The organism is Rhodopseudomonas parapalustris, from assembly GCF_053772255.1.
Genome location: NZ_JAMKBZ010000008.1, coordinates 138,912 through 161,988, shown reverse-complemented (window position 1 = coordinate 161,988; position 23,077 = coordinate 138,912). Strand labels below are relative to the sequence as shown.

Sequence of the window (23,077 nt, the reverse complement as noted above, 5' to 3'; positions counted from 1 at the left end):
ATGCAGATTTTTCGCGCATAACTTGGTTCGTGCGTTCGATCCCGCGGCGCTTGGTTCGCCAAGACTGCCTGTGCGCGAGGGACAACTCCCATCAACTCTTCCTTAAGCGGGACACTGTTTTTTTCAAAGCGTTGGTGTATTCGGGAATTAGTGCATCTCGATTCCCGAGTGCACGCAGCAGCAATCGAGCGATCTGACTTGATCGGAGGGCAACATGGCCAAGAAAGCAGTGAAGAAGGCGGCGACGAAGAAAGCGGCGCCGAAGAAGGCGAAGACCGCGAAGAGCGCGGTGAAGAAGACCGCCAAGAAGACCACCAAGAAGGTCGCCAAGAAGGCCGCCAAGAAGAAGTAAGCTCGCTTTCGAGCGAGTGTCGGCAGGCGACTGCCGGCAACGTCACAGGATCGGCTCTGCGCAACGCGACATGAGCCCAAGCCTAGTCGACGAGAGGGTGTCGGCGAGACATCAGGTCAGGCGACTGGATCGGCTAGCGGCGGGGATCACCTGGCCGGCGACCGATCTGGTAGAAGAAACGGTTTTTCTTCGAACGGTGCGGACACGAGGTCCGCAGTTTCATGGGCGCTCAGCCGCACATGGGATCTGAGCCTGACGTGTTCGCCGACGCCCTCGTTGTTTGGAAGGGCGCTTCGCCCTTCGCCGGAACTGTCCGGCTACCTTGTTCCATCCTCCCATCTTCCTAGTTCCGGTCAGACCGCAAGCCGCTGCGAGACGTCGTCCGTCGCGCCGGCTACCCCACGCGGTTGCGACGATGGTTATCGGTTCGCCAAAACGGACGGTAAACCGTCTCTCTACGAATTCGAAAAATGCTTGCAGCGCAGTCACTTCTCGATGCGGCTTCGGCCGCCTCCGACAGCGCGTTCAGAAATCGTTCAGCGCAACGCTTAAACTGCTCTTCAAAGTTGATCGGTCATCATTGCCCCATAACACGCCGGGACACGGCGGTAGGGGACGACAGACAGAGGACAGGAGCCGCCCTCGGGTTCGGCTGCCAAGACGGAGAACGAAGATGCTACAGGGACATCTGAATATCGAAACTGCGATGCCGATCGAAGCCGGGGAGAATCCCGATGCGCTGTTCGACCTCGGCCTGTTGTTCGCGTCGGGGCGCGGCGCGCCGGTCGATCTGGTGGCGGCGCACAAATGGTTTAATCTCGCCGCGCTGAAGGGGCGGGCCGACGCGATCGCCTATCGCCGCGAGCTCGCCGAACTGATGTCGGCCGACGAGATCGCGATTGCCCAGCGCGAAGCCCGCGCCTGGATGTCTTCGCACTAATCCTAGTGTTCCGGCTGCGCGCGGCCACGACGACCGCGCCCTCGTCATCGGATTTCGATGCCGGCGGCCTTGATCACTTCGGCCCACGTCCGTTTCTCATCGGCGATCCTGTGGCGTAGCGCCTCGGGTGTCGATGGTTCGGCCAAGATCATCTGGCTCTTCAGTTTCGCGATCAGCGCCGGATCGGCGAGAGCGTCGGTGACCTGCCGGTTGATGTCGGCGACCAGCGCGGGCGAGGTTCCGCGTGGCGCGATCAGCGCATTCCATGCGTCCGACTCCACGTCGATGCCGCTCTCCTTGAGCGTCGGGATGTTGGGCAAGAACGGCGAGCGCTGCGGCGTCGTTACGGCGAGGATCTTCAAGTTGCCCGCAGTAAGTTGCGGCGCCACAGAGATCGCCGGTAGGCACCCGGCCTGCACATCACCCCGGATCAAGGCGGTCACCGCGTTCGGCGAGCCGGCGTAGGGGATATGCACCATGCTGCCGCCCGCCTTCTGCGCGATCGCTTCCATACAGAGGTGCGACAGCGAGCCTGCTCCAATCGACGCGTAAGCAAGTCCTGGCTTGTCGGCTTTCACTTTCGCGACGAATTCGGCCACACTGCCAGCCCCGAGGCTCGTCGGCACGACGAGGACGCTCGGCATCCTGGTCAATAACGTGACCGGTTCGAGGTCCTGCTGTGGATCGTATGGCAATTTGGCAAACAGCAGCGAGTTGATCGCGAGCGGTCCGGCGATCGATATCCCGAGGGTCGCTCCGTCTGGAGAAGCCTTGGCGACGGCATCCGTTCCGATGTTGCCGGACGCGCCTGGCTTGTTCTCGACCACGAAGGCGGAGCCAGGATGCCGCGTGTGCAACTGATCCGCCAAGACGCGGCCGACAAGGTCCGGGGTCGATCCTGCGGCGAACGGGACCACGATCCGCACTGTCTTCGGCGGCCAGGAAGGCGCTATCTGTTCTGCCCAGACAGGGACGGCCGATCCCGCCAGCACCAGCGATACGAGCGCACCGAACCAGCAGCGCCCGGATATCTTTCGCGTCATTTGCATCGGTCCTAAAAACAATGATACCCGGAACAGGTCCGCGCGCGCCGGGAGCGACGCTCCGACGCGACGGCGCGGACCATAGTGCGATCCGAAGGCTGCGGAAACCGCCGCGAGCGAGGGGGCGTGATGGGACTTACGTTGATGATCGTCGGCTTGGTGCTGTTCATCGGCACGCATGTCGTGACGACGCGGCGCGACCTGCGCAGCCGCCTGATCGGGATCGGCGGCGAGGCCGTCTATAAGATTGCCTATGCGGTGCTGGCGATCGGTGGCCTGCTCCTGATCGCCTACGGGTTCGGGTCCTATCGCGCTCATGGCTGGATCGACGTCTGGTATCCGCCGCATTGGACCCGGCATCTCACCGCGCTTCTGATGTTGCCGATGGCGATCCTGCTGGCGGCGGCCTATTCGCGCGGCCGCATCTATGCCGCGGTCAAGCACCCGATGATCACCGCAGTGAAGCTGTGGGCGGTCGGCCATCTGATCGCCAATGGCGACCTCGGCTCGATCATTCTATTTGGCTCGCTGCTCGCCTGGGCGGTGTACGACCGGATTTCGCTGAAGCGGCGCAGCGACGCAGGCGGCCCGCCGATTCCGGTCGGTGGCGTCAAGAACGACGTCATCGCCATCGTTGCCGGCGTCGTGCTGTATCTGGCGCTCGCCTTCGTGTTCCATCCTTACGTTATCGGCGTGTCCGTGTTCGGAGCCTAAGTATGTCTGTCCAATCGCAAATCCGGCGGAAAACCGCCCCGGACATCCGTGCCCGCAAGGGGGGCGATCCGATCGTGATGCTGACCTCGTATCACGCACACACCGCGTCACTGGTCGATCGCTATTGCGACGCCATCCTCGTCGGCGACTCGCTCGGCAACGTGATGCACGGCTTCGAGACCACCGTGCCGGTGACGCTCGAGATGATGATCCTGCAGGGCCATGCGGTGATGCGCGGCTCGCAGCATGCGCTGGTCGTCGTCGACATGCCGTTCGGCTCCTACGAAGCCTCGAAGGAGCAGGCGTTTCATTCGGCGGCGCGCATCCTGAAAGAGACCCACTGCGGCGCCGTGAAGCTCGAGGGCGGTGTGCGGATGGCCGAGACCATTGCGTTCCTCACCGAGCGCGGCATTCCGGTGATGGGCCACATCGGTCTGACGCCGCAGTCGATCAACACGCTGGGCTCGTTCCGCGCGCAAGGGCGCGAGGAGGGGAGCTGGGCGCCGATCGAGGCCGACGCCCGCGCAGTCGCCGACGCCGGCGCGTTCTCGGTGGTGGTCGAGGCGGTCGCCGAACCGCTCGGCCGCAAGATCACCGAGATGATTGCGATCCCGACCATCGGCATCGGTGCGAGCGCCGCCTGCGACGGTCAGGTGCTGGTCCTCGAAGACATGCTCGGCCTGTCGCCGCGTGCGCCCAAATTCGTCAAGCGATACGGCAATCTCGGTCCGGGAATTGAAGAAGCAATCAAGGGTTATGCCGAGGAGGTCCGTTCGCGGGCTTTCCCTGGGCCCGAGCACGTTTACGGAATGAAGTCGAAGGCGTGAGGTTACGGAAGGCGCGCGCCGGTCGAGGTATCCCCTTGATCCGGCTCGCTTTGCCTTGCCAGCGCCATAACGCTAGGGTATCGCCCGCGCGATCGCGAGGGATGGGCGGGCGGCAGCCCTGTTGGGATGCTGCGCTGTCGGGACAGGAAAAAACTCCAAGTGTCTGAATTATTTAATGAAGTCGATGAGGAGCTGCGTCGCGAGCGGCTCAAGAGGCTGTGGGACAAGTACTCGATCTTTATCGTCAGCGCGGCCGTCCTGATCGTCGTCGGGGTGGGCGCCTGGCGCGGCTATGAATATTACGAGTCCAAGAAGGCAGCCGAAGCCGGAGCGGCTTTCGCCGCTGCTGCCGACCTCGCCGAGCAAAACAAACACGCCGAGGCGGAAGCCGCGTTCGACAAGATTGCGGCGTCGGCCCCGGCTGGATATCGCACGCTGGCGCGACTGCGCGCTGCCGCCGAAATCGCCGTGCGTGATCCGCAAGCTGCCGTGAAACGTTACGACGAGATCGCCGCAGACCGGAGCCTTGCTGCGCCGTTCCGCGATCTTGCCGGTATTCGCGCCGCCGGCCTGGTGCTGGAGACGGCAAGCTACAAAGATCTGGTGCAGCGGCTCGAGCCGGTCGCATCCGGCGATGGCGCGTTCCGTCATACCGCGCGCGAGTTGCTGGCGTTGTCGGCGTGGCGGGCCAAGAACGTGACGGCGACCCGGCAGTGGATCGACAAGATCACCGCCGATGCCGAAACGCCGGGTAGCCTGCGCAGCCGGGCCGATGTGCTGCAAGCACTGCTGCCGCCCACCGCCGCCAAAAGCTGACCTTGTTCGAGCGACCGCGACACTGAACACTGTGAGAGATTGATCCATGCGCCTGTCGCACCGCCTGATTCCACTCGCCGTGCTGGTCGCGCTGTCCAGTGCCTTGGCCGGTTGCGGCAGCATGAGCAGCTTCGATCCGACCGACATGTTCGATTTCCTCGATCAGAAGAAGAAGCTGGCCGGCGAGCGTAAGCCGGTGTTTCCCGAGGGCGTGCCGGGCCTCGAACAGGGCGTGCCGAAGAGTCTGTACAAGGACGAGGTCGAGCAGCAGCAGCGCGAACAGGCCGCCGCTACGGCTGCCGCTGCTGCGCCGGTTGAAGAAAAGCCGAAGCCAGCTGCAAGGACGCGGACACGGACGCGGCACAGTTCGGCGCCGCGCCGTCCGGCCGCTGAGCCGGCTGTCGACAGCGAGGAGGCGCCGGCAGCGCAGAAGCCGGCCAAGCAATCCCGACGTCGGGTTACCACGCCGCCGGCCGACGACCAGTCGTCTGCGCCCGCAGCCCAGCCGCAATCCTCCGGAACAGCTCCGTCGTTCCCGGCGCCGCTGCCGAGCGGCAGCTTCCAGCGCTAATTAAAGGGCTCCGACCTCGAAGGTCTGACCCGAGCGACATTGACAGGCCGCCGCTTCTCGGCGACGGATCAGCCATGTCTTTCACCCTCGCAATCATCGGCCGACCCAACGTCGGCAAATCGACGCTATTCAATCGCCTCGTCGGCCAAAAGCTGGCGCTGGTCGACGATGCGCCCGGCGTCACCCGCGATCGCCGTGAAGGCGAAGGCCGGCTCGGCGATCTCAACTTCACGCTGATCGACACGGCAGGCCTCGACGAGGGGCCGAAGGGTTCGCTCACCGCCCGAATGCAGGAGCAGACCGAAACGGCGATCGAACTGGCGGATGCGCTGTTGTTCGTGTTCGACGCCCGCGCCGGTCTGACGCCCAACGACCGCGCCTTTGCCGACTTCGCCCGCCGGGCCAACAAGCCGGTTGTGCTGGTCGCCAACAAGAGCGAGGGCAAGCACGGCGAGATCGGCGCCATGGAATCGTATGCGCTCGGCCTTGGCGATCCGGTGCAGATCTCCGCCGAGCACGGCGAGGGCATGGGCGAGCTCTACGATGCGTTGCGCCCGTTGATGCCCGAGCCGGAGGAGGAGGAAGACGACGAGCCGATCGACGACAGCGAAGAGGCGATCGCCTCGCGGCCGATCCGGGTCGCGATCGTCGGTCGTCCCAATGCCGGCAAGTCGACCTTCATCAATCGCCTGCTCGGCGAAGAGCGGTTGCTGACCAGCCCGGAAGCCGGAACGACGCGGGACTCGATCGCTGTCGAGGTCGAATGGAAAGGACGCGACTTCCGCGTGTTCGATACCGCGGGGCTGCGGCGCCGGTCGCGGATCGAAGAGAAGCTGGAGAAGCTCTCGGTCGCCGATGCGCTGCGCGCCGTGCGCTTCGCCGAAGTCGTCGTGCTGATGATGGATGCGGAGCACCGCTTCGAGGAGCAGGATCTGCGGATTGCCGACCTCGTCGAGCGCGAGGGCCGCGCGCTTGTGATCGCGGTCAACAAGTGGGATCTGATCGAGCGGCAGGGCGGCCAGATCGCTCAGCTTCGCACCGATGCCGATCACTGGCTGCCGCAGATCAAGGGGGTACCGATCGTCGCCACCTCGGGCATGCTGGGCGAAGGCGTCGACCGTCTGATGCAGGCGATCCAGGATGCCTATGCGGTCTGGAACAGACGCGTGCCGACTGCGGCGCTGAACCGCTGGTTCGAGCAGGCGATTGCACAAAACCCGCCGCCGGCCGTTTCGGGTCGACGCCTGAAGCTGAACTACGTCACCCAGGCCAAGGCGCGGCCGCCGAGCTTCGTGGTGTTCTGTTCGCGCGCCGACGCGGTGCCGGAATCGTATTTGCGCTATCTGGTCAACAGCCTGCGCGGCGCGTTCGAGCTGCCCGGCACGCCGGTCCGCATCACCCTGCGCGAGAAGGCGAACCCGTTCGCGCACAAGCGCAAGCGGAAGTCATGACCGCCGCCGACGTTCCGAACCGGCCGCTGTCGGAGCCGCTCGCTCCCGGCCCGCGCCGCGCCGCCGTCGGCTTCATCTTCATCACCATCGCGCTCGACATGCTGAGTGTCGGCATGATCCTGCCGATCCTGCCGAAGCTGATCGAAGGCTTCTCCGACAACAACACCGCCGACGCGGCGCGGATCTACGGTGCGTTCGGCACCGCGTGGGCCCTGATGCAGTTGTTCGCATCGCCGATCCTCGGTGGCCTGTCGGATCGGTTCGGGCGGCGCCCGGTGATCCTGCTGTCGAACCTCGGCCTCGGCCTCGATTACATCCTGATGGCGCTGGCGCCTTCGCTGTGGTGGCTGTTCGTCGGCCGTGTGATCTCGGGCATCACCTCGGCGAGCATTTCGACCTCGTTCGCCTATATCGCCGACGTTACGCCTGCCGAGAAGCGGGCCGCTGTGTTCGGGATGGTCGGTGCGGCGTTCGGACTGGGATTCACCTTCGGTCCTGCGATCGGCGGCCTGCTCGGTGGTGTCGATCCGCGGCTGCCGTTCTGGGTGGCGGCAGGATTGAGCCTCGCCAACGCACTCTATGGTCTGTTCGTCCTGCCGGAGTCGCTGCCGCGGGATCGGCGCTCGCCGTTCCGCTGGAAGTCCGCCAATCCGATCGGGGCAGTGCGCCTGCTCGCCTCGAACGCGACGCTGGCGGCGTTGGCGGTGGTCGAATTCTGCGCCGAGGTGGCGCATGTCGCGCTGCCGGCGACCTTCGTGCTGTACACCGGCTATCGCTACGGCTGGGATCAGACCACGGTCGGTCTGGCACTGGCGTTCGTCGGCGTCTGCACCACGATCGTGCAGGGCTTCCTGGTTGGCCCCGCGGTGAAGCGGCTGGGCGAACGGCGCGCGCAAGTGCTCGGTTATGGCGGCGGTGCGCTTGGTTTTGCGATCTACGCGCTGGCGCCGAGCGGCTCGCTGTTCTGGATCGGCATTCCTGTGATGACGCTGTGGGGCATCGCGGGTCCTGCGACCTCTGGGATGATGACGCGGTTGGTGTCGCCAGAGCAGCAGGGTCAGCTACAGGGCGCGACCACCAGCGTGAAGAGCGTCGCCGAGTTGATCGGCCCGTTCCTGTTCACGATGATCTTCGCTTATTTCATCGATGCCGGCGCACCGCTGCAGCTGCCCGGGGCGCCGTTCCTGCTCGCCGGTGCGCTTCTGGTCGTGTCCGTAGTGATCGTGGCTTTCGCATCGCCCGCGGCGGAAAGCAAACAGGCGCCGCAAGCGGCGCCTGAAAGCTGAGCCGACGATTAGTCTAGTCGGTTATTTCTTCATCAGCGGGCAGGTGCTCTCGGACGGCGGCACTGCCACCTGATCGGCTGGGATCTCAGAGATCAGCTTGAAGTAGTCCCATGCCCCCTTCGACTCCGCGGGCTTCTTGACCTCGTACAGGAACGCCGGGTGCATGGCGCGGCCGTCTTCGCGGATCGTGCCCTTGCCGAACACTGGATCGTCGGTCGGCAGCTTCTTCATCTCGGCGACCACCATCTTGCCGTCGTGCGGGTTGCCGCCCATCTGCTCCAGCGTCCTGAGATAGTGTAGCACGGCGGCATACACGCCAGCCTGGGTCATCGAGGGCATCTCGTGGTTTCGGGCGCGCTCCTGGAAGCGCTTGGCGAATGCCCGGCTCTGGTCGTTGTGATCCCAGTAGTACGACACGGTGAAGGTGAGGCCCTGCGCTGTCTTCAGCCCAAGCGAGTGGACGTCGTTGATGAACAGCAGCAGCGCGGCAAGCTTCTGGCCGCCCTGGACGATACCAAATTCGGCCGCCTGCTTGATCGCGTTGGTGGTGTCGCCACCGGCATTGGCGAGGCCGATGACGTTGGCCTTGGAAGCCTGCGCCTGCAGCAGGAACGAGGAGAAGTCCGGGGTGTTCAGCGGATGCCGGACGCTGCCGACGACTTTGCCGCCGTTGGCGTTGATCACCGCGGTGGTGTCACGTTCGAGTGCGTGACCGAACGCGTAGTCGGAAGTCAGGAAGAACCAAGTCTTGCCGCCGGCCTTGGTCATGGCGGCGCCGGTGCCGTGCGCCAGCATGTAGGTGTCGTAAGTCATCGAGATGGTGTTGGGCGTGCACTGCTTGCCCGTCAGGTCGGCGCTGGCGCCGCCGGAATTCATCAGGATGCCGTTCTTTTCCTTGCTGACATTGCTGACGGCGAGCGCGACGCCGGAGTTCGGCGTGTCGGTGATCATGTCGACCTTGTCGACATCGTACCATTGCCGCGCGATGTTGGCGCCAATGTCCGGCTTGTTCTGGTGATCGGCGCTGATCACGTCGATGGACCAGCCCTTCTTGGTGAGGCCGGAATCCTCGACCGCCATCTTGGCTGCCACCACCGAGTTCGGCCCGCCGATATCGGCGTACAGGCTCGACATGTCGTTGAGTACGCCGATCTTGACGTTCTTGTCCTTGGTCTGAGCAACGGCCGGCGCTACGAAGACGGCGCTCGCCAAGGCAACGGCCATGGCGTGACGGCGTGAGAAGACTACTCTCATCATTTCCCCCTTTTGGAATGGCGATTGTCTGCGGATGTTTCCCCCGCTTGTAGTCAGTCAATCGCGCTGCCGGTGTGAAGTCAATCGGCCAGAGGGTCTTTCAGGGAGCGGGAGGGGCCGTCGAACAGCTTGCCGGTTTCGGTAAAGGACGGCAGGCACAGCGGTAGCAGCAGCTCTGCGGCCTGATCCGGCGTCGGCAGGGTTTCGGGATCTTCACCCGGCATCACGCTGGCGCGGAGCTTGGTGCGGGTCGGGCCCGGATCGAACAGGTTGATCCGGATCGGCGTGGTGTTGACCACTTCATTGGCCCAGACCTGAACCAGTGTCTCCAGCGCCGCCTTCGAGGCCGCGTAGGGCCCGCGGTAGGCCGGCGACTTGCCGCCAGCGCGGGAGGTGAGAAACACCGCGCGGCCGGCATCTGATACCCGCAGCAGCGGTTCCATGCAGCGGACGAGCTGGAAGTTCACATTCAGGTTGATGCCGATGACATCGAGCCACGGCTTCAGCTCGATATGGCCGAGCGGCGACGACGGGCCGGCGATGCCGGCATTGCCGACCAGGATGTCGAGCTTGCCGTGACGTTCGTAAATGGTCCCACCGAGACGGCCGATCGCCTGGTAATCGGTGAGGTCGAGCGGGACCAGCGTCAGCGGATGGCCGCCGTCCTTGCGCACCTCGTCGTCGAGCTCCTCAAGCCCGCCCTGGGTGCGAGCGACGGCGATGACGTGCGCGCCGGCCTTGGCGAGCGCCTTGGCGGTGGCGTAGCCGATGCCGCGCGAGGCGCCGGTGACGAGAGCAATACGGGAAGCGAGAGGTTGGGTCATGACAGGTCCGGCTTAAGATATATCGCGCATTGTCATACGCGGACCGGACCCAAGTATCCATCCTCTAAAAGAGGTATCGCAGGCGTCGTCATCGGCAGAGCCGATGACGACATCAAAGCGATCGCCGGGTCAGCTTGCTTCAGCGAGCAACGAGAGTTGCCGCGGCGTCGACTCGGTCTGATTGTGGTCGGTGAGGCCGGTCGGATAGTCGCCGGTAAAGCAGTGGTCGGTGAACTTCGGCAGCGCCGGATCGCGACCCGGCTCGCCCATCGCGCGATAGATTCCGTCGACCGACAGGAACGCCAGCGTGTCGGCGCCGATCAGGTCGCGCATTTCTTCGAGCGAATGAGTTGCGGCGAGCAGACCTGCGCGGTCCGGGGTGTCAATGCCGTAATAGTCGGGATGGGTGATCGGCGGCGAGGCGATGCGGAAGTGCACCTCACGGGCGCCCGCATCGCGCATCATTTTCACGATCTTCTTCGAGGTGGTGCCGCGGACGAGGCTGTCGTCGATCAGCACGATCCGCTTGCCTTCGATCGCAGCGCGGTTGGCCGAATGCTTCATCCGCACGCCGAGTTCGCGCACGCTCTGGGTCGGCTGGATGAAGGTGCGGCCGACATAATGGTTGCGGATGATGCCGAGTTCGAACGGCACGCCGGATTGGCGCGAATAGCCGATCGCGGCCGGCACGCCGGAATCCGGCACCGGCACCACCACGTCGGACTCGACGTGGCTCTCGAGCGCGAGCTGCGCGCCGAACGCCTTGCGGACGTCGTACACCGAACGGCCGCCGACCACCGAATCCGGCCGCGCGAAGTAGATGTACTCGAAGATGCAGGGGCGGGGCGGCTGCGGCGGGAACGGCTTGTGGCTGGTGACGCCGTGGCGATCGAACACCACGACTTCGCCGGGCTCGACGTCGCGGACGTAATGCGCGCCGATGATGTCGAGCGCACAGGTCTCCGACGCCAGGATCGGGCAGCCGTCGAGTTCGCCGAGCACCAGCGGGCGGATGCCGAGCGGATCGCGGGCGCCGACCAACTTCTTGTTGGTCAGCGACACCAGCGAATAGGCGCCTTCCAGCGCGCGCAGCGACTCGATGAAGCGCTCGATGAAGCGAGTCTTCTTGGAGTGCGCGACCAAGTGCAGGATCACCTCGGTATCGGTGGTCGACTGCATGATCGCGCCGCTGCGGATCAGCTCACGGCGCAGGGTAAGGCCGTTGGTGAGGTTGCCGTTGTGACCGACCGCAAAGCCGCCGGCGTTGAGCTCGGCGAACAGCGGCTGCACGTTGCGCAGGATGGTCTCGCCGGTGGTCGAATAGCGGACGTGGCCGATCGCCGAGGTGCCCGGCAGCCGTGCGATCACGTCGGCGCGCGAGAAGGTGTCGCCGACGAGGCCGAGCCGGCGCTCGGAATGAAACCGGCCATTGTCGAACGAGACGATGCCGGCGGCTTCCTGACCGCGGTGCTGTAGGGCGTGCAGGCCGAGCGCGGTGATCGCGGCGGCATCGGGGTGTCCGAAAATGCCGAACACGCCGCACTCTTCGCGCAGCGTGTCACCGTCGGTATCGAAAACGGTATCGTCGAGGATGTGTTGGTCGCGAGCGTCCGAAGCGGGCGTTGCGGCGTCGTCGGAAGAGCTGGGCATCGCGTCCATCGCGCCTTTCATGTGGGACACGCTCAACGCGTGGCCGGTTTGCCCTCTATCAGCTTTTTCAGGCCGTCACGGGCGGGTTTGCTGTAGCCGTCACTGGTGCCGGGAGCAGCCGAATCGTCGGTCTGCTGCTGCTCGTCCTCCGGCTTGTTCTTCTTGAACCGCTTCAAGATGGTATTTTCAGGGTCATCCGGCAAGAACGTCATCAGCCAATCGCCGGTTCCCTGCAGAACGGTGCGCGACTTGGCGTTGGTGACCCATTCGGGGCGCTGCTTGTCCGGCACCAGCCAGTTGAAGAACAGATACGCCACCACCACGATCAAAAGGCCGCGGGCGAGGCCGAACAGGAAGCCGAGGGTGCGGTCGAGCGCGCCAATGCGCGAATCCAGGATCATGTCCGAGATCCGCACCGTGATGATCGACACGATGATCAGGGTGCCGAGGAAGACGCCGGCGATCACCACCACGGCTGCGACCGTCTCGGACGAGAAATAGGTCCGCGCCATCGGCATCAGTTTCTGGAACGCATAGAGCGTGACCAGAGCAGCGGCGCCCCAGGCCGCGATCGACAGCACTTCGCGCATGAAGCCGCGCACCATCGCGAGCAGGCCCGATACCAACATCACCGCGAGAACAACGAGATCAAGGATGGTAATGGGCATCGGCAGGTCAGGTCCGCTCGGTCAGCACAACGGCGAATCGGCGTGCACGGTATCGGCACAGGTGACGGTGGTATGGCACGCGGCGCAAGGTCAGAAAACTGTTCCGGTCCGCCTCGTCACAGCAATGTTCCGCTGGGTTAAGGCTTGGTGGCCGGAGACGTTCAGCTTGCGCGGGCGTTGTATAGCGGCGCGTCTTGCAAACGTCACGCCGCTTCAGCCCTCCTGGCGCCGGAATCGCGCCGGTGTGGCATTTGAGGCAGCTTTCGTCCGCGGCGAACCGTCGTCGTCACCGCGCCGCGTGCCGCGCGCCGCGATGTCCGCAACCAGACTGGAGAGGCCGCCGACGGACTGCAGCGCCAGACCGGCATCGGCCGGGGAATCGCCCCGGGTCTGTTCGGGCAGCACCGCGCGGGCAAAGCCGAGCTTGGCGGCTTCCTTCAGTCGCGCCGGGGTCTGCGCCACCGGCCGAACCGCGCCCGACAGCGAGATCTCGCCGAAATACACTGCATCGGTCGGCAGCGGCGCATTCGCCAGGGATGATACCAGGGCCGCGGCAGCGGCGAGGTCGGCGGCGGGTTCGTTGATGCGCAGGCCGCCGGCGACGTTGAAGTAGACGTCGTAGCCCGACAGTTTGACCCCGCAATGCGCCTCCAGCACCGCGAGCACCATCGACAGCCGCGCCGAATCCCACCCAACCACTGCGCGGCGCGGCGTGCCGAGCGTCGACGGCGCCACCAGTGCCTGCAATTCGACCAGCACCGGACGGGTGCCTTCGATGCCGGCAAACACGGCAGTGCCGGGCGAGCCGAGGTCGCGCTCGGACAGAAACAGCTCCGACGGGTTACTGACTTCGCGAAGGCCAAGGCCGGTCATCTCGAACACGCCGATCTCGTCGGTCGGGCCGAAGCGGTTCTTCACCGAGCGCAGGATGCGGAACTGCTGCGAGCCTTCGCCTTCGAACGACAGCACCGCGTCGACCATATGCTCGACGACGCGGGGGCCGGCGATCTGGCCGTCCTTGGTGACGTGGCCGACCAGGATGATCGCCGCGCCGGTCTTCTTGGCGAAGCGGATCAGCGCCTGCGCCGAGGCGCGCACCTGCGTCACCGTACCGGGCGCGGACTCGACGGTGTCGGTCCACATCGTCTGAATCGAGTCGATGACGATCAGCTTTGGCGTCGTGCCTTCGGACAGCGTTGCGACGATGTCTTCGACCGACGTTTCAGCCGCGAGTTCTACCGGCGCGGAGGCAAGGCCCAGCCTTTCGGCGCGCAGCCGGACCTGCGCGATCGCTTCTTCGCCGGAGATGTACACGGTGCGATGCCCGGCCTTGGCCATCAGGCTGGTCGCCTGGGTCAGCAGCGTCGACTTGCCGATACCGGGATCGCCGCCGACCAGCAGCACCGAGCCACGCACGAAGCCGCCGCCGGTGACACGGTCGAGCTCGGCCATGCCGGAGGCCAGGCGAGGGGCGTCGTTGCTCTTGCCGGCCAGCGATTCCAGCCTGAACGTCCGGCCGCGGCGCTTGGCGCGGATCGACACCGGGACCGCGTTGTCGCCGGCTTCCTCGACCAGCGTATTCCACTCGCCGCACGCCTCGCATTTGCCCTGCCAGCGATTGAACGCCGCGCCGCAGTTCTGACAGATGAAGGAAGAGGAGGCTTTGGCCATCGCGTGCTCGGCTGGACCGGGACAGATGCGTTATTGATGTTCATAGTTTGTTCTATTCGTCAACGGTCCAGCAGACAGGCGCCGAGGTTTGGTCGAGAATGCTGTGAGCTCGGGCGTCCGCCTTGAGTACGATTGGGACCGACCGCACATGAAGATCGCCATTCCGACCCAGGACTGGGCCACGATCAGCGGCCACGCCGGGCAGGCGTCGCGCTGGATGGTGTACGATCTTTCGGAGCATCGCGACGGCCGGCCGCTGCCGCCGCCGTCGCGTGTCGAACTGACCAAGGAACAGCTGCCGCATTATTTCAAGGACGACGGCCCGCATCCGCTCGACGGCGTCGAGCTGATCGTTGCCGGCAGCGCCGGCGACGGCTACGTCCGCCACATGAAGAAGCGCGGCGCCGACGTAGTACTCACCGGCGAGACCGACCCGGCGACCGCGATCGATCTTATCATCAAGGGCGAGACGCTGCCCGACCAGCGCTTCGACATCACCACCACGCTGTGCCGGCTGCGGGATATGTTCTCCCGGCACTGACGGCGGTTCGGCTCGCGTGGGCCATAGGCGGCTCGCCCGAAAGCACTTTAGAATAGTCCGATGATGCGTAACGATCGGGACAAGCGGGACTACGAGCGGCGGAAATGGCGTCAGGTCGCCGGCCATTTCGGGATGGGCGCGGCATTCGGGGCGCTGTTTGCGGCGATCGTGCTGTACAACAATTACTTCGGGCTGTCGGGCGTGATCGACACCAGTGAGGCGCCGACCTTGGTGCGGATCATCTTCGTGGTTGGTGTCGCCGGATCGTTCGCCTTCATGGCGGCGATCACCGGATTTCTGTTTTTGGTGCACGAAGACTGAGCCGCACCTGACGCGCGGCCTCAGGGATGATCGCAAGCTATCTCCACGTCATTGCGAGGAGCGCAGCGACGAAGCAATCCACGAACTCAGTGTTCGGCGCCTGGATTGCTTCGCTTCGCTCGCAATGACGTTGGCGGGTGGCGCTTTCTCAGCTCGCCGGAACTGCCGGTTCGGCTGATGCGACCGGCTCAGCCATCGTCTTGGCGTCGCCACCTTTGTAGATCCGGGAATAGCGCCGGCCGAGGCTGGTCAGCACCTCGTAGCCGATCGTGCCGAAGTGATGGCCGAGTTCGTCGACGGTGATGCCTTCGCCGATCAGTGTCGCCATCTGGCCGCGGCGTACCGCGTTGGCGGGGAGGTCGGTGACGTCCACCGCGATCAGATCCATCGAGATACGGCCGGCGATCGGGCAGCGCTCGCCGGCGATGATCACGTCGGCGCCGCGGGTGCCGTCGCTGGAGCCGGCGGCGCGGAAGTAACCGTCGGCGTAGCCGGCCGACAGCACCGCGATCCTGGTCGGTCGCCGTGCGCTCCAGGTCGCTCCGTAGCCGACGGTGTCGCCGCGTTCGACGGTGCGAACCTGAACGATGCGCACCTTCAGGTCGACCACCGGCTGCATCGGATTGTCCGCTTCCGGGGTCGGATTGATGCCGTACAGCGCTGCGCCGGGCCGCACCAGATCGAATGCGAATTGCGGCCCTCGGAAGATGCCCGACGAGGCCGACAGCGACGCCGGCACGCCGGCGAACTCGCCGGCGATCTCGCGAAACGCGGACACCTGATTGGCGTTCAGCGGATGATTGACCAGGTCGGCGCAGGCGAGGTGGCTGATCACCAGCGTGATGCCGTGGTTGCCGGCGACGATGCGGGGCACGATGCTCTGCGCCTCCGCGATCGTCAGGCCGAGGCGGCTCATGCCGGTGTCGATGTGGAGCGCAGCACCGCCGCGCCAGCCGCTAGTGCGGCAGAATGAGTCCCACTCGGCAAGCTCGTACAGATCTCCGATCACCGGGCGGCAGTTCAGCCTGGCGAACTCATCGCCGGAGTTCGGAAAGAACCCGTCGAGCACGTAGAGCGTCGCATCGGGAGCGACGTCGCGCACGGCGCGCGCTTCGCCGAGCGTGGCGATGAAGAAGGTCTTGCAGCCCGCGGTGATCAGCGCTTTTGCGACCGGACCGGCGCCGCAGCCATAAGCGTTGCCCTTGACCACGCCGGCGCATTCGGACGGCACCGCCGTCTTCTCGAGCTTGCGCCAATTGGCGACGAGTGCGTCGAGATCGACGGTGAGAATGCCGGAGGTCGCCGGGTTGGTTGCAGCGAGCTCGGCGCTAGCAGTCGGCTCCGGCGCCGGCAGGCCGGCGGCGGTAGCGTTCGGATCGGGAAGGATGTTCATGGCGCACCTTAATGCCTTGCCTGCGGCCCGTTCAACGGCAGCCGGCGCGGCCCAGATCCGCTCCGGCGTCAAATCCGCTCGGGCAGATGACTGTCGTCGGTGAGGTCGCTGAAGCGGGTGAACTGGCCTTCGAACTGCAGATCGACGGTGCCGGTCGGACCGTGACGCTGCTTGGCGATGATGACTTCGGCCTTGCCGTGGACCAGCTCCATGTCGGTCGCCCACTTCTCGTGTTCGGGCGTGCCGGGCCGCGGCTCCTTGTTCTGGAGATAGTATTCTTCACGGAACACGAACATCACGACGTCGGCGTCCTGCTCGATCGACCCGGATTCACGCAAGTCCGCGAGCTGCGGCCGCTTGTCGTCGCGGGATTCGACCTGACGCGAGAGCTGCGACAGCGCGATGATCGGGATGTTCAATTCCTTCGCCAGCGCCTTGAGGCTGGTGGTGATCTCGGTGACTTCCTGGACGCGGTTGTCGCCCTTTTTGCTGGAGCCCTGGAGAAGCTGGATGTAGTCGACCACCAGCATGTCGAGGCCCTTCTGCCGCTTCAGCCGGCGGGCGCGGGCGGTGAGCTGCGCGATCGACAGGCCGCCGGTTTCGTCGACGAACAGCGGCAGCGACTGCAGCTCGATCGAGACGTCGCGGATCTTGTCGAAGTCGGCATCCGAGATGCCGCCGCGGCGGATCTTGCTCGACGCGATCTCGGCCTGCTCGGCGAGAATACGGGTGGCGAGCTGTTCGGCCGACATTTCGCACGAAAAGAACCCGACGATGCCGCCGTTGATGGTCTTGGTCGAACCATCCGGCTGCACCTCGCCGCGGTAGGCCTTGGCGACGTTGTAGGCGATGTTGGTGGCGAGCGCGGTCTTGCCCATGCCGGGACGGCCGGCGAGCACGATCAAGTCGGAATGCTGCAGCCCGCCCATCCGGGTGTCGAGGTCGCGCAGCCCGGTGGCGATGCCCGACAGTTTTCCGTCGCGCTGGAACGCCTTGGCGGCCATGTCGACGGCCGTGGTCAGCGCTTGAGAGAATTTCTGGAAGCCGCCTTCGTAGCGGCCGGATTCGGCCAGCTCGTAGAGCCTTCGCTCGGCGTCTTCGATCTGGTTCTTCGGCGCGAAGTCGACCGGGGCGTCGTAGGCGACGTTGACCATGTCGGTGCCGATGCCGATCAGGTCGCGGCGCAGCGACAGCTCGTAAATGGTCCGCCCATAGTCCTGGGCGTTGATGATGGTGGTGGCTTCGGCGGCGAGGCGCGCCAGGTATTGCGCGACCGTCAAACCGCCGAGATCGAGATCGGCGGCCAGAAACGTTTTCAGCGTGACCGGAGTTGCGATCTTGCCGGCCCGGATGATGCTGGCCGCGGTTTCGAAAATTGTCTGATGGATCGGCTCGAAGAAGTGTTTCGATTCGAGGAAGTCCGACACCCGGTAGAACGCATCGTTGTTGACCAGGATCGCGCCCAGCAGGGCCTGTTCGGCCTCGATGTTGTGCGGTGCGGTCCGGTAGGCCGGCGCGCCCGGTTCCGGCGCGAGCTTGAGAACGTTCGAATCAGATGCGGCCATAGCTCTCGAATATCGGATCGATTTTGTCGGATGCGGGGCGCGACTAAAGCGCCGATTTCGTCGGGAGCGAAAGCGGCAATCGCGCGTTATGCACCAGCGCGACAAGGATGTGGATGATCGCTGGAGCCGCCGTCACCCGTGCTTGACGTGTTTCCGCTGCGTTGGGGCCGAATTGAACCTCGGGGCGCAGTGGGACGACTGTTCAAAATGGACGGTCGAGACAGATCGATCCGCTCCAGTCGGGGATTCGTAAGAATTGTCGGCGAGGATGGTTCGAAAGACGCGATCACCGAGGCGCCCTGACGGGATGCACTCGAACAAGGTGACGCGAAACAGGGCAAGAGCGTCGAGGCACTCCGCAGCGGCTCGCGGGCGACCTCGGATGATGGACAGAGCAGATGGCGCAGCATTATTGCCACGACCACTCCGACCGCGATTGGCTGACCTCGCTGATCGAGTCCTTCGAACGCGCCGAAATGGAAGAGGCCGAGCATCGACCGTGCGATCGCGAACTGCTGTGTGCCGCCAAGGCCCATCTGGCGCGGCCGCTGCCGCCGGAGGCGAAGCAGGAGCTTGCAGCCCGTCTGGTGAGCTGAGAACCGCGTCGGCTACGACTTGTGACGTCTGCCGGTGATGTCACTCGCCGGCGAGTTGCAGCCGGGGCCGATGGCTGCTTTCGAGCCCACGCAATCGCCGTTCTTCGGCAGCAATGTAATCGCGGGTGATCGGCACCACGCCCTGGCGCCGGGTGAGCTGAATCTGGAACACCATGGTGTTCTGCTTCCGGAACGACATTTCCGACGCCGCCAGATAGAACTCCCACATTCTGACGAAACGGGCGTCGTACAGCCGTTCTGCTTCCTCCCGATGCGCCAGGAAGCGCTCGCGCCACGCTTTCAGCGTCTCGGCGTAGTGCACCCGAAGGATTTCGATGTCGCAGACCAACAGCCCCGCGCGTTCGATCGCCGGCAGCACTTCCGACAGCGCCGGCAGATAGCCGCCCGGGAAGATGTATTTGGCGATCCACGGATTGGTAAAGCCCGGCCCTTCGGAGCGGCCGATCGAATGCAGCAGCATCACGCCGCCCTCGTCGAGCAATGCGGCGCAGCGCCGGAAGTAGGTGTCGTAATGGGCGACACCGACGTGCTCGAACATGCCGACCGAGACGATGCGGTCGAACGGGCCGGGGACATCGCGATAGTCCTCAAGCAGGAAGCGGGCTCGGCTCGCGAGGCCGCGTTCGGCGGCGCGGCCGTTGGAGACCTGAAGCTGCTCCTGCGACAGCGTCACGCCGGTGACATCTGCGCCGCAGGTTTCGGCCAGATACAATCCTAAGCCGCCCCAGCCTGAACCGATGTCCAGCACGCGCTGTCCAGGGGCGGTCAGCAGCTTGGCTGCCACATGACGTTTCTTGGCGAGCTGGGCGTCGTCGAGACTGGTGTCGGGCGTTTCGAAATATCCGCAGCTATATTGCTTGTCGGAATCCAGAAACAGCGCGTAGAGCCGGCCGTCGAGATCGTAATGATGGGCGACGTTGTTGCGCGACCGGCTGCGCGGATTGAACTGCTGCAAGGTCCGGATCCAGTAGCGCACGAGTCCGTGAAGTTTGGTCCAGCGCGGTGTCCAGTCCGGCTGGTCCATTGCGATCGCCAGCAGGTCGGCGATCGAGCCGTGCTGCATCACCAGTCCGCCGTCCATATAGATCTCGCCGAGCGCGAGCTCGGGATCGAGCAGCAGGCGACGTTGGGCGAGGGGCGATGTCAGTCGCGCGTGCACTGGTGCGCCGGTCCCGTCGCCGCAGGTGAAGGTGGTGCCGCCTGAGGTTGTGAAGATGATGGTGCCGCGTCGGATGAAGCGGCTGAGCAGCAGACGAAATACTCCGTCCATCGACTTGCCTCGAAACCGGACGCCGACAGCGAAGCGGCGCCTCGACTGCTTCAACGCCGGCCGTGCGGTTCTGTTCGTATCGCTGTCACCCAACCACGGCCGAAGCGTTCACAGGTAACATCCGCGTCATGACGATGAGGCTGACGAGCTGCCTCATTTCAAGCACGGGAATGTTCCATCTCTCCGCTTCCAATCATCTCACAATTCGCTAAAAGGTCACCGCCGCGGGCTGCGGTGATTTTTTGCATCGGAGGGCTAAATGGTAAGCCGATTGCTCAGTTCGGTAGCGGTATTGCTCGTGCTCGGCGCGGCCGTCGCACAGCCCGCCCGAGCCCAGAATCTGGAAGCGGGCAAGAGCTCGGCACAGATCTTCTCCAGCACCTGCGCGGTCTGTCACAAAAGCCCCCGCGGTCTCCTGCGCACCGTCCCGCCCAACGCGGTCGCTTCTTTTCTGAGGCAGCACTACACCACCAGCAGCGACATGGCCGCCATGTTGGCCGGCTACGTGGTGTCGAATGGCGGAGCCGATGTTCGCGGCAGGCAGGATTCTCCCTCCGAGCCGAGGCAGCGACGCAAGCGGCGCGGCGCTCAAGAAGCCGTTGCGCCGGAGGAGGCCGCGCCGGCACCGCAGGCTGAAGAGCCGAAGGTCCAGCGGGGGCGTAAGTCCAAGCGGCGCGCCGCGCCTGTCGAGGCGGAGAAACCCGCCGAGGCCGCTGCTCCGGCTCCGGGCACAGAAGCCGAGCCCGCTGTTGCTCCCGAGCAGGAAGCCAAGCCTGCCAAGAAGCGCCGCGACAAGAAGCGTCATCACGAGAAGCCGGCTCAGCCCGAAGCTGCCAAACCCGAGGCGCCAGCGGCCGAGCCCAGCAAGATGGAGACGGGCGCTGCGCCGAAGCATGGCGCTGACAAGCCCGCCGCGGCTCCGGCGGCCGAAACTCCCGCGCGTACCGATCCGGTGCCTGCCGTGACCCCGGCGCCGAAGGCTGCAGAGCCCGAGCCGGCCAAGCCCGCGGTGCCAGCCGAGGCCAAGTCGCCTGCCGCTGCGCCGGCAGCGGCACCTCAGCCTGCGCCGTCGCCAGCCGGTCCGCCCGTCAAGCCGTCGTCGGAGAATCCATCGTCGACCGAGGCGGCGCCGTCTCCGGCGCCGCAGCCTTCCGGTTCCGCCGACGTGCCTGCGTCGAAATAATCCGGGACCATCTGATCTGATGCTGAAAGGGCCGCTGCGACGCGGCCCTTCTCGTATCTCGGGTCGTCCATTCGCGCGCGCCAGTCGGCGGCCGTGAACGCTGGGCCGGACGGAAAAAGGCCCGGCCTGATCGCTCAGGCCGGGCCTCGAGATTGCGGGATATAAACGCTGCTTACTGCTCGGCCGGCTGCTCTTCGCCGAACTGCGCGTCCGGATCGAAGAACTCGCCAGCGGCGGCGAGCGCCTCGGCGGCGGCGTCTTCGTCCTCGCGGCGGGTAGAGATGTCCTCACCGCGGTTGATCCGCTCGGCTTCCTCGGCGCTGCGCGCCACGGTGACCGAAACTTCGACTTCGACTTCCGGATGCACGGCGACCTGGATCGGGTGCTTGCCGATGGTCTTGATCGGGGCATCGAGCAGCACCTGGCTGCGGTTGATCTTGACGCCTTCGGCATCGAAGCTGACGACGATGTCGCGCACCGACACCGAACCGAACAGTTGACCGCCTTCCGACGCCTGGCGGATCACCACCACGTTCTGGCCGTCGATCTTCTCGGCGACCTTGGAGGCCTCGGCCTTCGCGGCGATGTTGCGCGCCTCGAGGTCGGCCTTCATGTGTTCGTACTTCTCACGGTTGGCGGCGGTGGCACGCAGCGCCTTGCCGCGCGGCAGCAGAAAGTTGCGCGCGTAACCGTCCTTGACGCGCACCAGCTCTCCCATTTGGCCGAGCTTGGCGACGCGTTCCAGCAGAATGACTTCCATGGTGATATCTCCTCAGTGGTGTGTTTGCGAATGTCGTTTCAGTGAGAGGGCGGAGGCGGCATCGAGCGGCGCTGGAAGTAGCGCTGCCGAAGATTCAAGAAAGCGTCTGCCAGTCCAAGGGCGATCAGGCCGACGGCAGGCCACAGAAAGATCAGCATCAGCGCATAGGCCGAGCTGAGCAGGAACAGGCGGTTGCGCGATGCCATCGTCAAGGTGTGCAGCGTTGCGGCGCCGGTCAGCCCATAAGCGACGAACAACGCCGCGCTGACAGTCTTGCCGAGCAACGACGTCAGGCCGCCGACGAAGCTCAGCGCCAGAGCCAGCGACAAGACGGCGAGGGTCATCGGCGGCAGCGTAATGGTCCGCAGGTCGGGCCATGGCCGCCCCAGGCGGTTGGAGGCGGACGTTATGCGCGCCGCCAGCCAGAGGTTGAGCGTCAGCGTGAGCATCGCGACCGTTGCGGCGGCAGGCGGAGCGATTGCGGCCAGCGCATCGATCAGCGCGGCGTCGCTTCCGGGCGCGCTACGGGGACCGAGCGCGCGCTGCAAGCCGCTGCGAAGGCCATCGGTGATCGTCGCGCCGTCGGTGCCGAGCGTGAACAGGGCGGCCATCGTCGAGGTCGCGGCGAACCCGGCCATCCAGACGATCAGGCGGCCGACTGGATACCACTCCAGATTGGTCGGCTCGCCTTGCGGCGCTTCCGCCGGCCGGGCCAGCAAAGCTAAGTGACCGAGCCAGCAGGCCGGAATCGCAATGGTGACGACGAAGGCGATGGCGTAGGGGAAGCTGACCAGCGCGGCGAGACCGAGAGCGGCGACTACACCGCCGATCGCGGCGGCGAGCACGCCCCAGCCGAGCGCGGCCACCATCAGCGGCAGCGGAGCCAGATAGAACAGCAGCAAAGAGATCAGCGCGCCCGAAACGATCGAGACGAACATCAGCGCCGAAGCACAGCCGGCGGCGAGCGCGATCAGAATGTTGATCATCATCAGCTGTCCCGCTCCCTTCGAGCGGTTAGAGGCATTTCGCCCCAACCATCGGCGACCGGACGACCCGGAAGCCTTATGAGAAAAAAGAGGAGAGCCCCGCGGCGCAGACGCCGCGGGGCTGCTTCATTCAGCGGATCACGTAGGGCAGCAGACCGAGGAAGCGGGCGCGCTTGATGGCGCGCGCGAGCTCACGCTGCTTCTTGGCGGACACCGCAGTGATGCGGCTCGGCACGATCTTGCCGCGCTCCGAGACGTAACGCATCAACAGCTTGGAGTCCTTGTAATCGATCTTCGGCGCATTCGCTCCCGTGAACGGGCAGGTCTTGCGGCGGCGGAAGAACGGACGGCGGGCACCTGCTTCAGCCATAATG

Annotated in this window: 24 protein-coding genes; 12 read left to right on the top strand and 12 right to left on the bottom strand. The window is 65.1% G+C overall.

All coding sequences use genetic code 11. The features are described 5' to 3' along the window. Positions 1–214 precede the first annotated feature (214 nt). Positions 215–352: a hypothetical protein gene (locus M9H71_RS09935; RefSeq protein ID WP_230756470.1), complete on the top strand. Its 138-nt coding sequence runs from the start codon at positions 215–217 to the stop codon at positions 350–352. Between the two features lie 673 nt (positions 353–1,025). Further along, positions 1,026–1,292, top strand: coding sequence for a hypothetical protein (locus tag M9H71_RS09930; protein WP_455404865.1), 267 nt, complete (start codon positions 1,026–1,028; stop codon positions 1,290–1,292). A 44-nt stretch (positions 1,293–1,336) separates the two neighbouring features. Here the strand turns inward: M9H71_RS09930 and M9H71_RS09925 are convergent, their stop codons facing one another. Further along, entirely contained in the window at positions 1,337–2,335 is a 999-nt protein-coding gene (locus tag M9H71_RS09925) for a Bug family tripartite tricarboxylate transporter substrate binding protein (protein WP_455404864.1), read from the bottom strand. Positions 2,336–2,464: 129 nt separating this feature from the next. Here M9H71_RS09925 and M9H71_RS09920 point away from each other — a divergent pair, with 129 nt between their 5' ends. From M9H71_RS09920 to M9H71_RS09895, 6 genes are all read left to right on the top strand, one after another. Then, a complete protein-coding gene (locus tag M9H71_RS09920; RefSeq protein WP_455404863.1) occupies positions 2,465–3,049 on the top strand; it encodes an NnrU family protein in 585 nt (194 codons plus the stop codon). A gap of 2 nt (positions 3,050–3,051) precedes the next feature. Next, a complete protein-coding gene (panB, locus tag M9H71_RS09915) occupies positions 3,052–3,876 on the top strand; it encodes a 3-methyl-2-oxobutanoate hydroxymethyltransferase (RefSeq protein ID WP_455404862.1) in 825 nt (274 codons plus the stop codon). Positions 3,877–4,035: 159 nt separating this feature from the next. Next, on the top strand, positions 4,036–4,692 hold the full coding sequence (locus tag M9H71_RS09910) for a tetratricopeptide repeat protein (RefSeq protein WP_455404894.1): 657 nt from the start codon (positions 4,036–4,038) through the stop codon (positions 4,690–4,692). 46 nt (positions 4,693–4,738) lie between these two features. Further along, entirely contained in the window at positions 4,739–5,263 is a 525-nt protein-coding gene (locus tag M9H71_RS09905) for a hypothetical protein (protein WP_455404861.1), read from the top strand. A 74-nt stretch (positions 5,264–5,337) separates the two neighbouring features. Continuing rightward, on the top strand, positions 5,338–6,714 hold the full coding sequence (gene der / locus M9H71_RS09900) for a ribosome biogenesis GTPase Der (protein ID WP_455404860.1): 1,377 nt from the start codon (positions 5,338–5,340) through the stop codon (positions 6,712–6,714). Continuing rightward, a complete protein-coding gene (locus M9H71_RS09895) occupies positions 6,711–8,000 on the top strand; it encodes a TCR/Tet family MFS transporter (RefSeq protein ID WP_455404859.1) in 1,290 nt (429 codons plus the stop codon). Before der ends, M9H71_RS09895 begins: the two co-directional genes overlap by 4 nt. A gap of 21 nt (positions 8,001–8,021) precedes the next feature. Here M9H71_RS09895 and M9H71_RS09890 read toward each other — a convergent pair whose 3' ends face one another. From M9H71_RS09890 to radA, 5 genes are all read right to left on the bottom strand, one after another. After that, the gene (locus tag M9H71_RS09890) at positions 8,022–9,254 is read right to left on the bottom strand and encodes an ABC transporter substrate-binding protein (protein ID WP_455404858.1); all 1,233 of its coding nucleotides are present in this window, start codon (positions 9,252–9,254) and stop codon (positions 8,022–8,024) included. 80 nt (positions 9,255–9,334) lie between these two features. Then, the gene (locus M9H71_RS09885; protein ID WP_455404857.1) at positions 9,335–10,078 is read right to left on the bottom strand and encodes an SDR family NAD(P)-dependent oxidoreductase; all 744 of its coding nucleotides are present in this window, start codon (positions 10,076–10,078) and stop codon (positions 9,335–9,337) included. 129 nt (positions 10,079–10,207) lie between these two features. Continuing rightward, positions 10,208–11,737 carry an amidophosphoribosyltransferase gene (gene purF / locus M9H71_RS09880; RefSeq protein WP_455404856.1) on the bottom strand — a complete coding sequence of 510 codons (1,530 nt, stop codon included), beginning with the start codon at positions 11,735–11,737 and terminating at the stop codon, positions 10,208–10,210. A 23-nt stretch (positions 11,738–11,760) separates the two neighbouring features. After that, a complete protein-coding gene (locus M9H71_RS09875; protein WP_455404855.1) occupies positions 11,761–12,396 on the bottom strand; it encodes a CvpA family protein in 636 nt (211 codons plus the stop codon). Between the two features lie 213 nt (positions 12,397–12,609). Then, positions 12,610–14,067: a DNA repair protein RadA gene (radA, locus tag M9H71_RS09870; RefSeq protein ID WP_455404854.1), complete on the bottom strand. Its 1,458-nt coding sequence runs from the start codon at positions 14,065–14,067 to the stop codon at positions 12,610–12,612. Positions 14,068–14,215: 148 nt separating this feature from the next. On the opposite strand from radA, the gene M9H71_RS09865 reads away from it, so the two are divergent. Continuing rightward, positions 14,216–14,608 (top strand): NifB/NifX family molybdenum-iron cluster-binding protein, encoded by a 393-nt coding sequence (locus M9H71_RS09865; protein ID WP_455404853.1) that lies wholly within the window; start codon positions 14,216–14,218, stop codon positions 14,606–14,608. A gap of 60 nt (positions 14,609–14,668) precedes the next feature. After that, positions 14,669–14,929, top strand: coding sequence for a hypothetical protein (locus tag M9H71_RS09860; protein WP_230756421.1), 261 nt, complete (start codon positions 14,669–14,671; stop codon positions 14,927–14,929). 148 nt (positions 14,930–15,077) lie between these two features. Here M9H71_RS09860 and alr read toward each other — a convergent pair whose 3' ends face one another. Both alr and M9H71_RS09850 read right to left on the bottom strand, forming a co-directional pair. After that, a complete protein-coding gene (gene alr / locus M9H71_RS09855; protein ID WP_455404852.1) occupies positions 15,078–16,322 on the bottom strand; it encodes an alanine racemase in 1,245 nt (414 codons plus the stop codon). Positions 16,323–16,390: 68 nt separating this feature from the next. Next, complete coding sequence (locus tag M9H71_RS09850; RefSeq protein ID WP_455404851.1) at positions 16,391–17,887, bottom strand: replicative DNA helicase; 1,497 nt, start codon at positions 17,885–17,887, stop codon at positions 16,391–16,393. 398 nt (positions 17,888–18,285) lie between these two features. Here M9H71_RS09850 and M9H71_RS09845 point away from each other — a divergent pair, with 398 nt between their 5' ends. Beyond that, on the top strand, positions 18,286–18,483 hold the full coding sequence (locus tag M9H71_RS09845) for a hypothetical protein (protein WP_455404850.1): 198 nt from the start codon (positions 18,286–18,288) through the stop codon (positions 18,481–18,483). A 40-nt stretch (positions 18,484–18,523) separates the two neighbouring features. On the opposite strand, the gene M9H71_RS09840 is transcribed toward M9H71_RS09845, so the two are convergent. Next, positions 18,524–19,774 carry a class I SAM-dependent methyltransferase gene (locus M9H71_RS09840; protein ID WP_455404849.1) on the bottom strand — a complete coding sequence of 417 codons (1,251 nt, stop codon included), beginning with the start codon at positions 19,772–19,774 and terminating at the stop codon, positions 18,524–18,526. A 298-nt stretch (positions 19,775–20,072) separates the two neighbouring features. On the opposite strand from M9H71_RS09840, the gene M9H71_RS09835 reads away from it, so the two are divergent. Next, the gene (locus M9H71_RS09835; protein ID WP_455404893.1) at positions 20,073–20,957 is read left to right on the top strand and encodes a hypothetical protein; all 885 of its coding nucleotides are present in this window, start codon (positions 20,073–20,075) and stop codon (positions 20,955–20,957) included. Positions 20,958–21,129: 172 nt separating this feature from the next. Here the strand turns inward: M9H71_RS09835 and rplI are convergent, their stop codons facing one another. The 3 genes from rplI to rpsR all read right to left on the bottom strand — a co-directional run bounded on the left by rplI (position 21,130) and on the right by rpsR (position 23,073). Further along, a complete protein-coding gene (gene rplI / locus M9H71_RS09830; protein WP_455404848.1) occupies positions 21,130–21,717 on the bottom strand; it encodes a 50S ribosomal protein L9 in 588 nt (195 codons plus the stop codon). 38 nt (positions 21,718–21,755) lie between these two features. Then, positions 21,756–22,706, bottom strand: a complete 951-nt coding sequence (locus tag M9H71_RS09825; RefSeq protein ID WP_455404847.1) for a hypothetical protein — start codon at positions 22,704–22,706, stop codon at positions 21,756–21,758. A 127-nt stretch (positions 22,707–22,833) separates the two neighbouring features. Beyond that, the gene (gene rpsR / locus M9H71_RS09820) at positions 22,834–23,073 is read right to left on the bottom strand and encodes a 30S ribosomal protein S18 (protein ID WP_011158623.1); all 240 of its coding nucleotides are present in this window, start codon (positions 23,071–23,073) and stop codon (positions 22,834–22,836) included. Positions 23,074–23,077 lie beyond the last annotated feature (4 nt).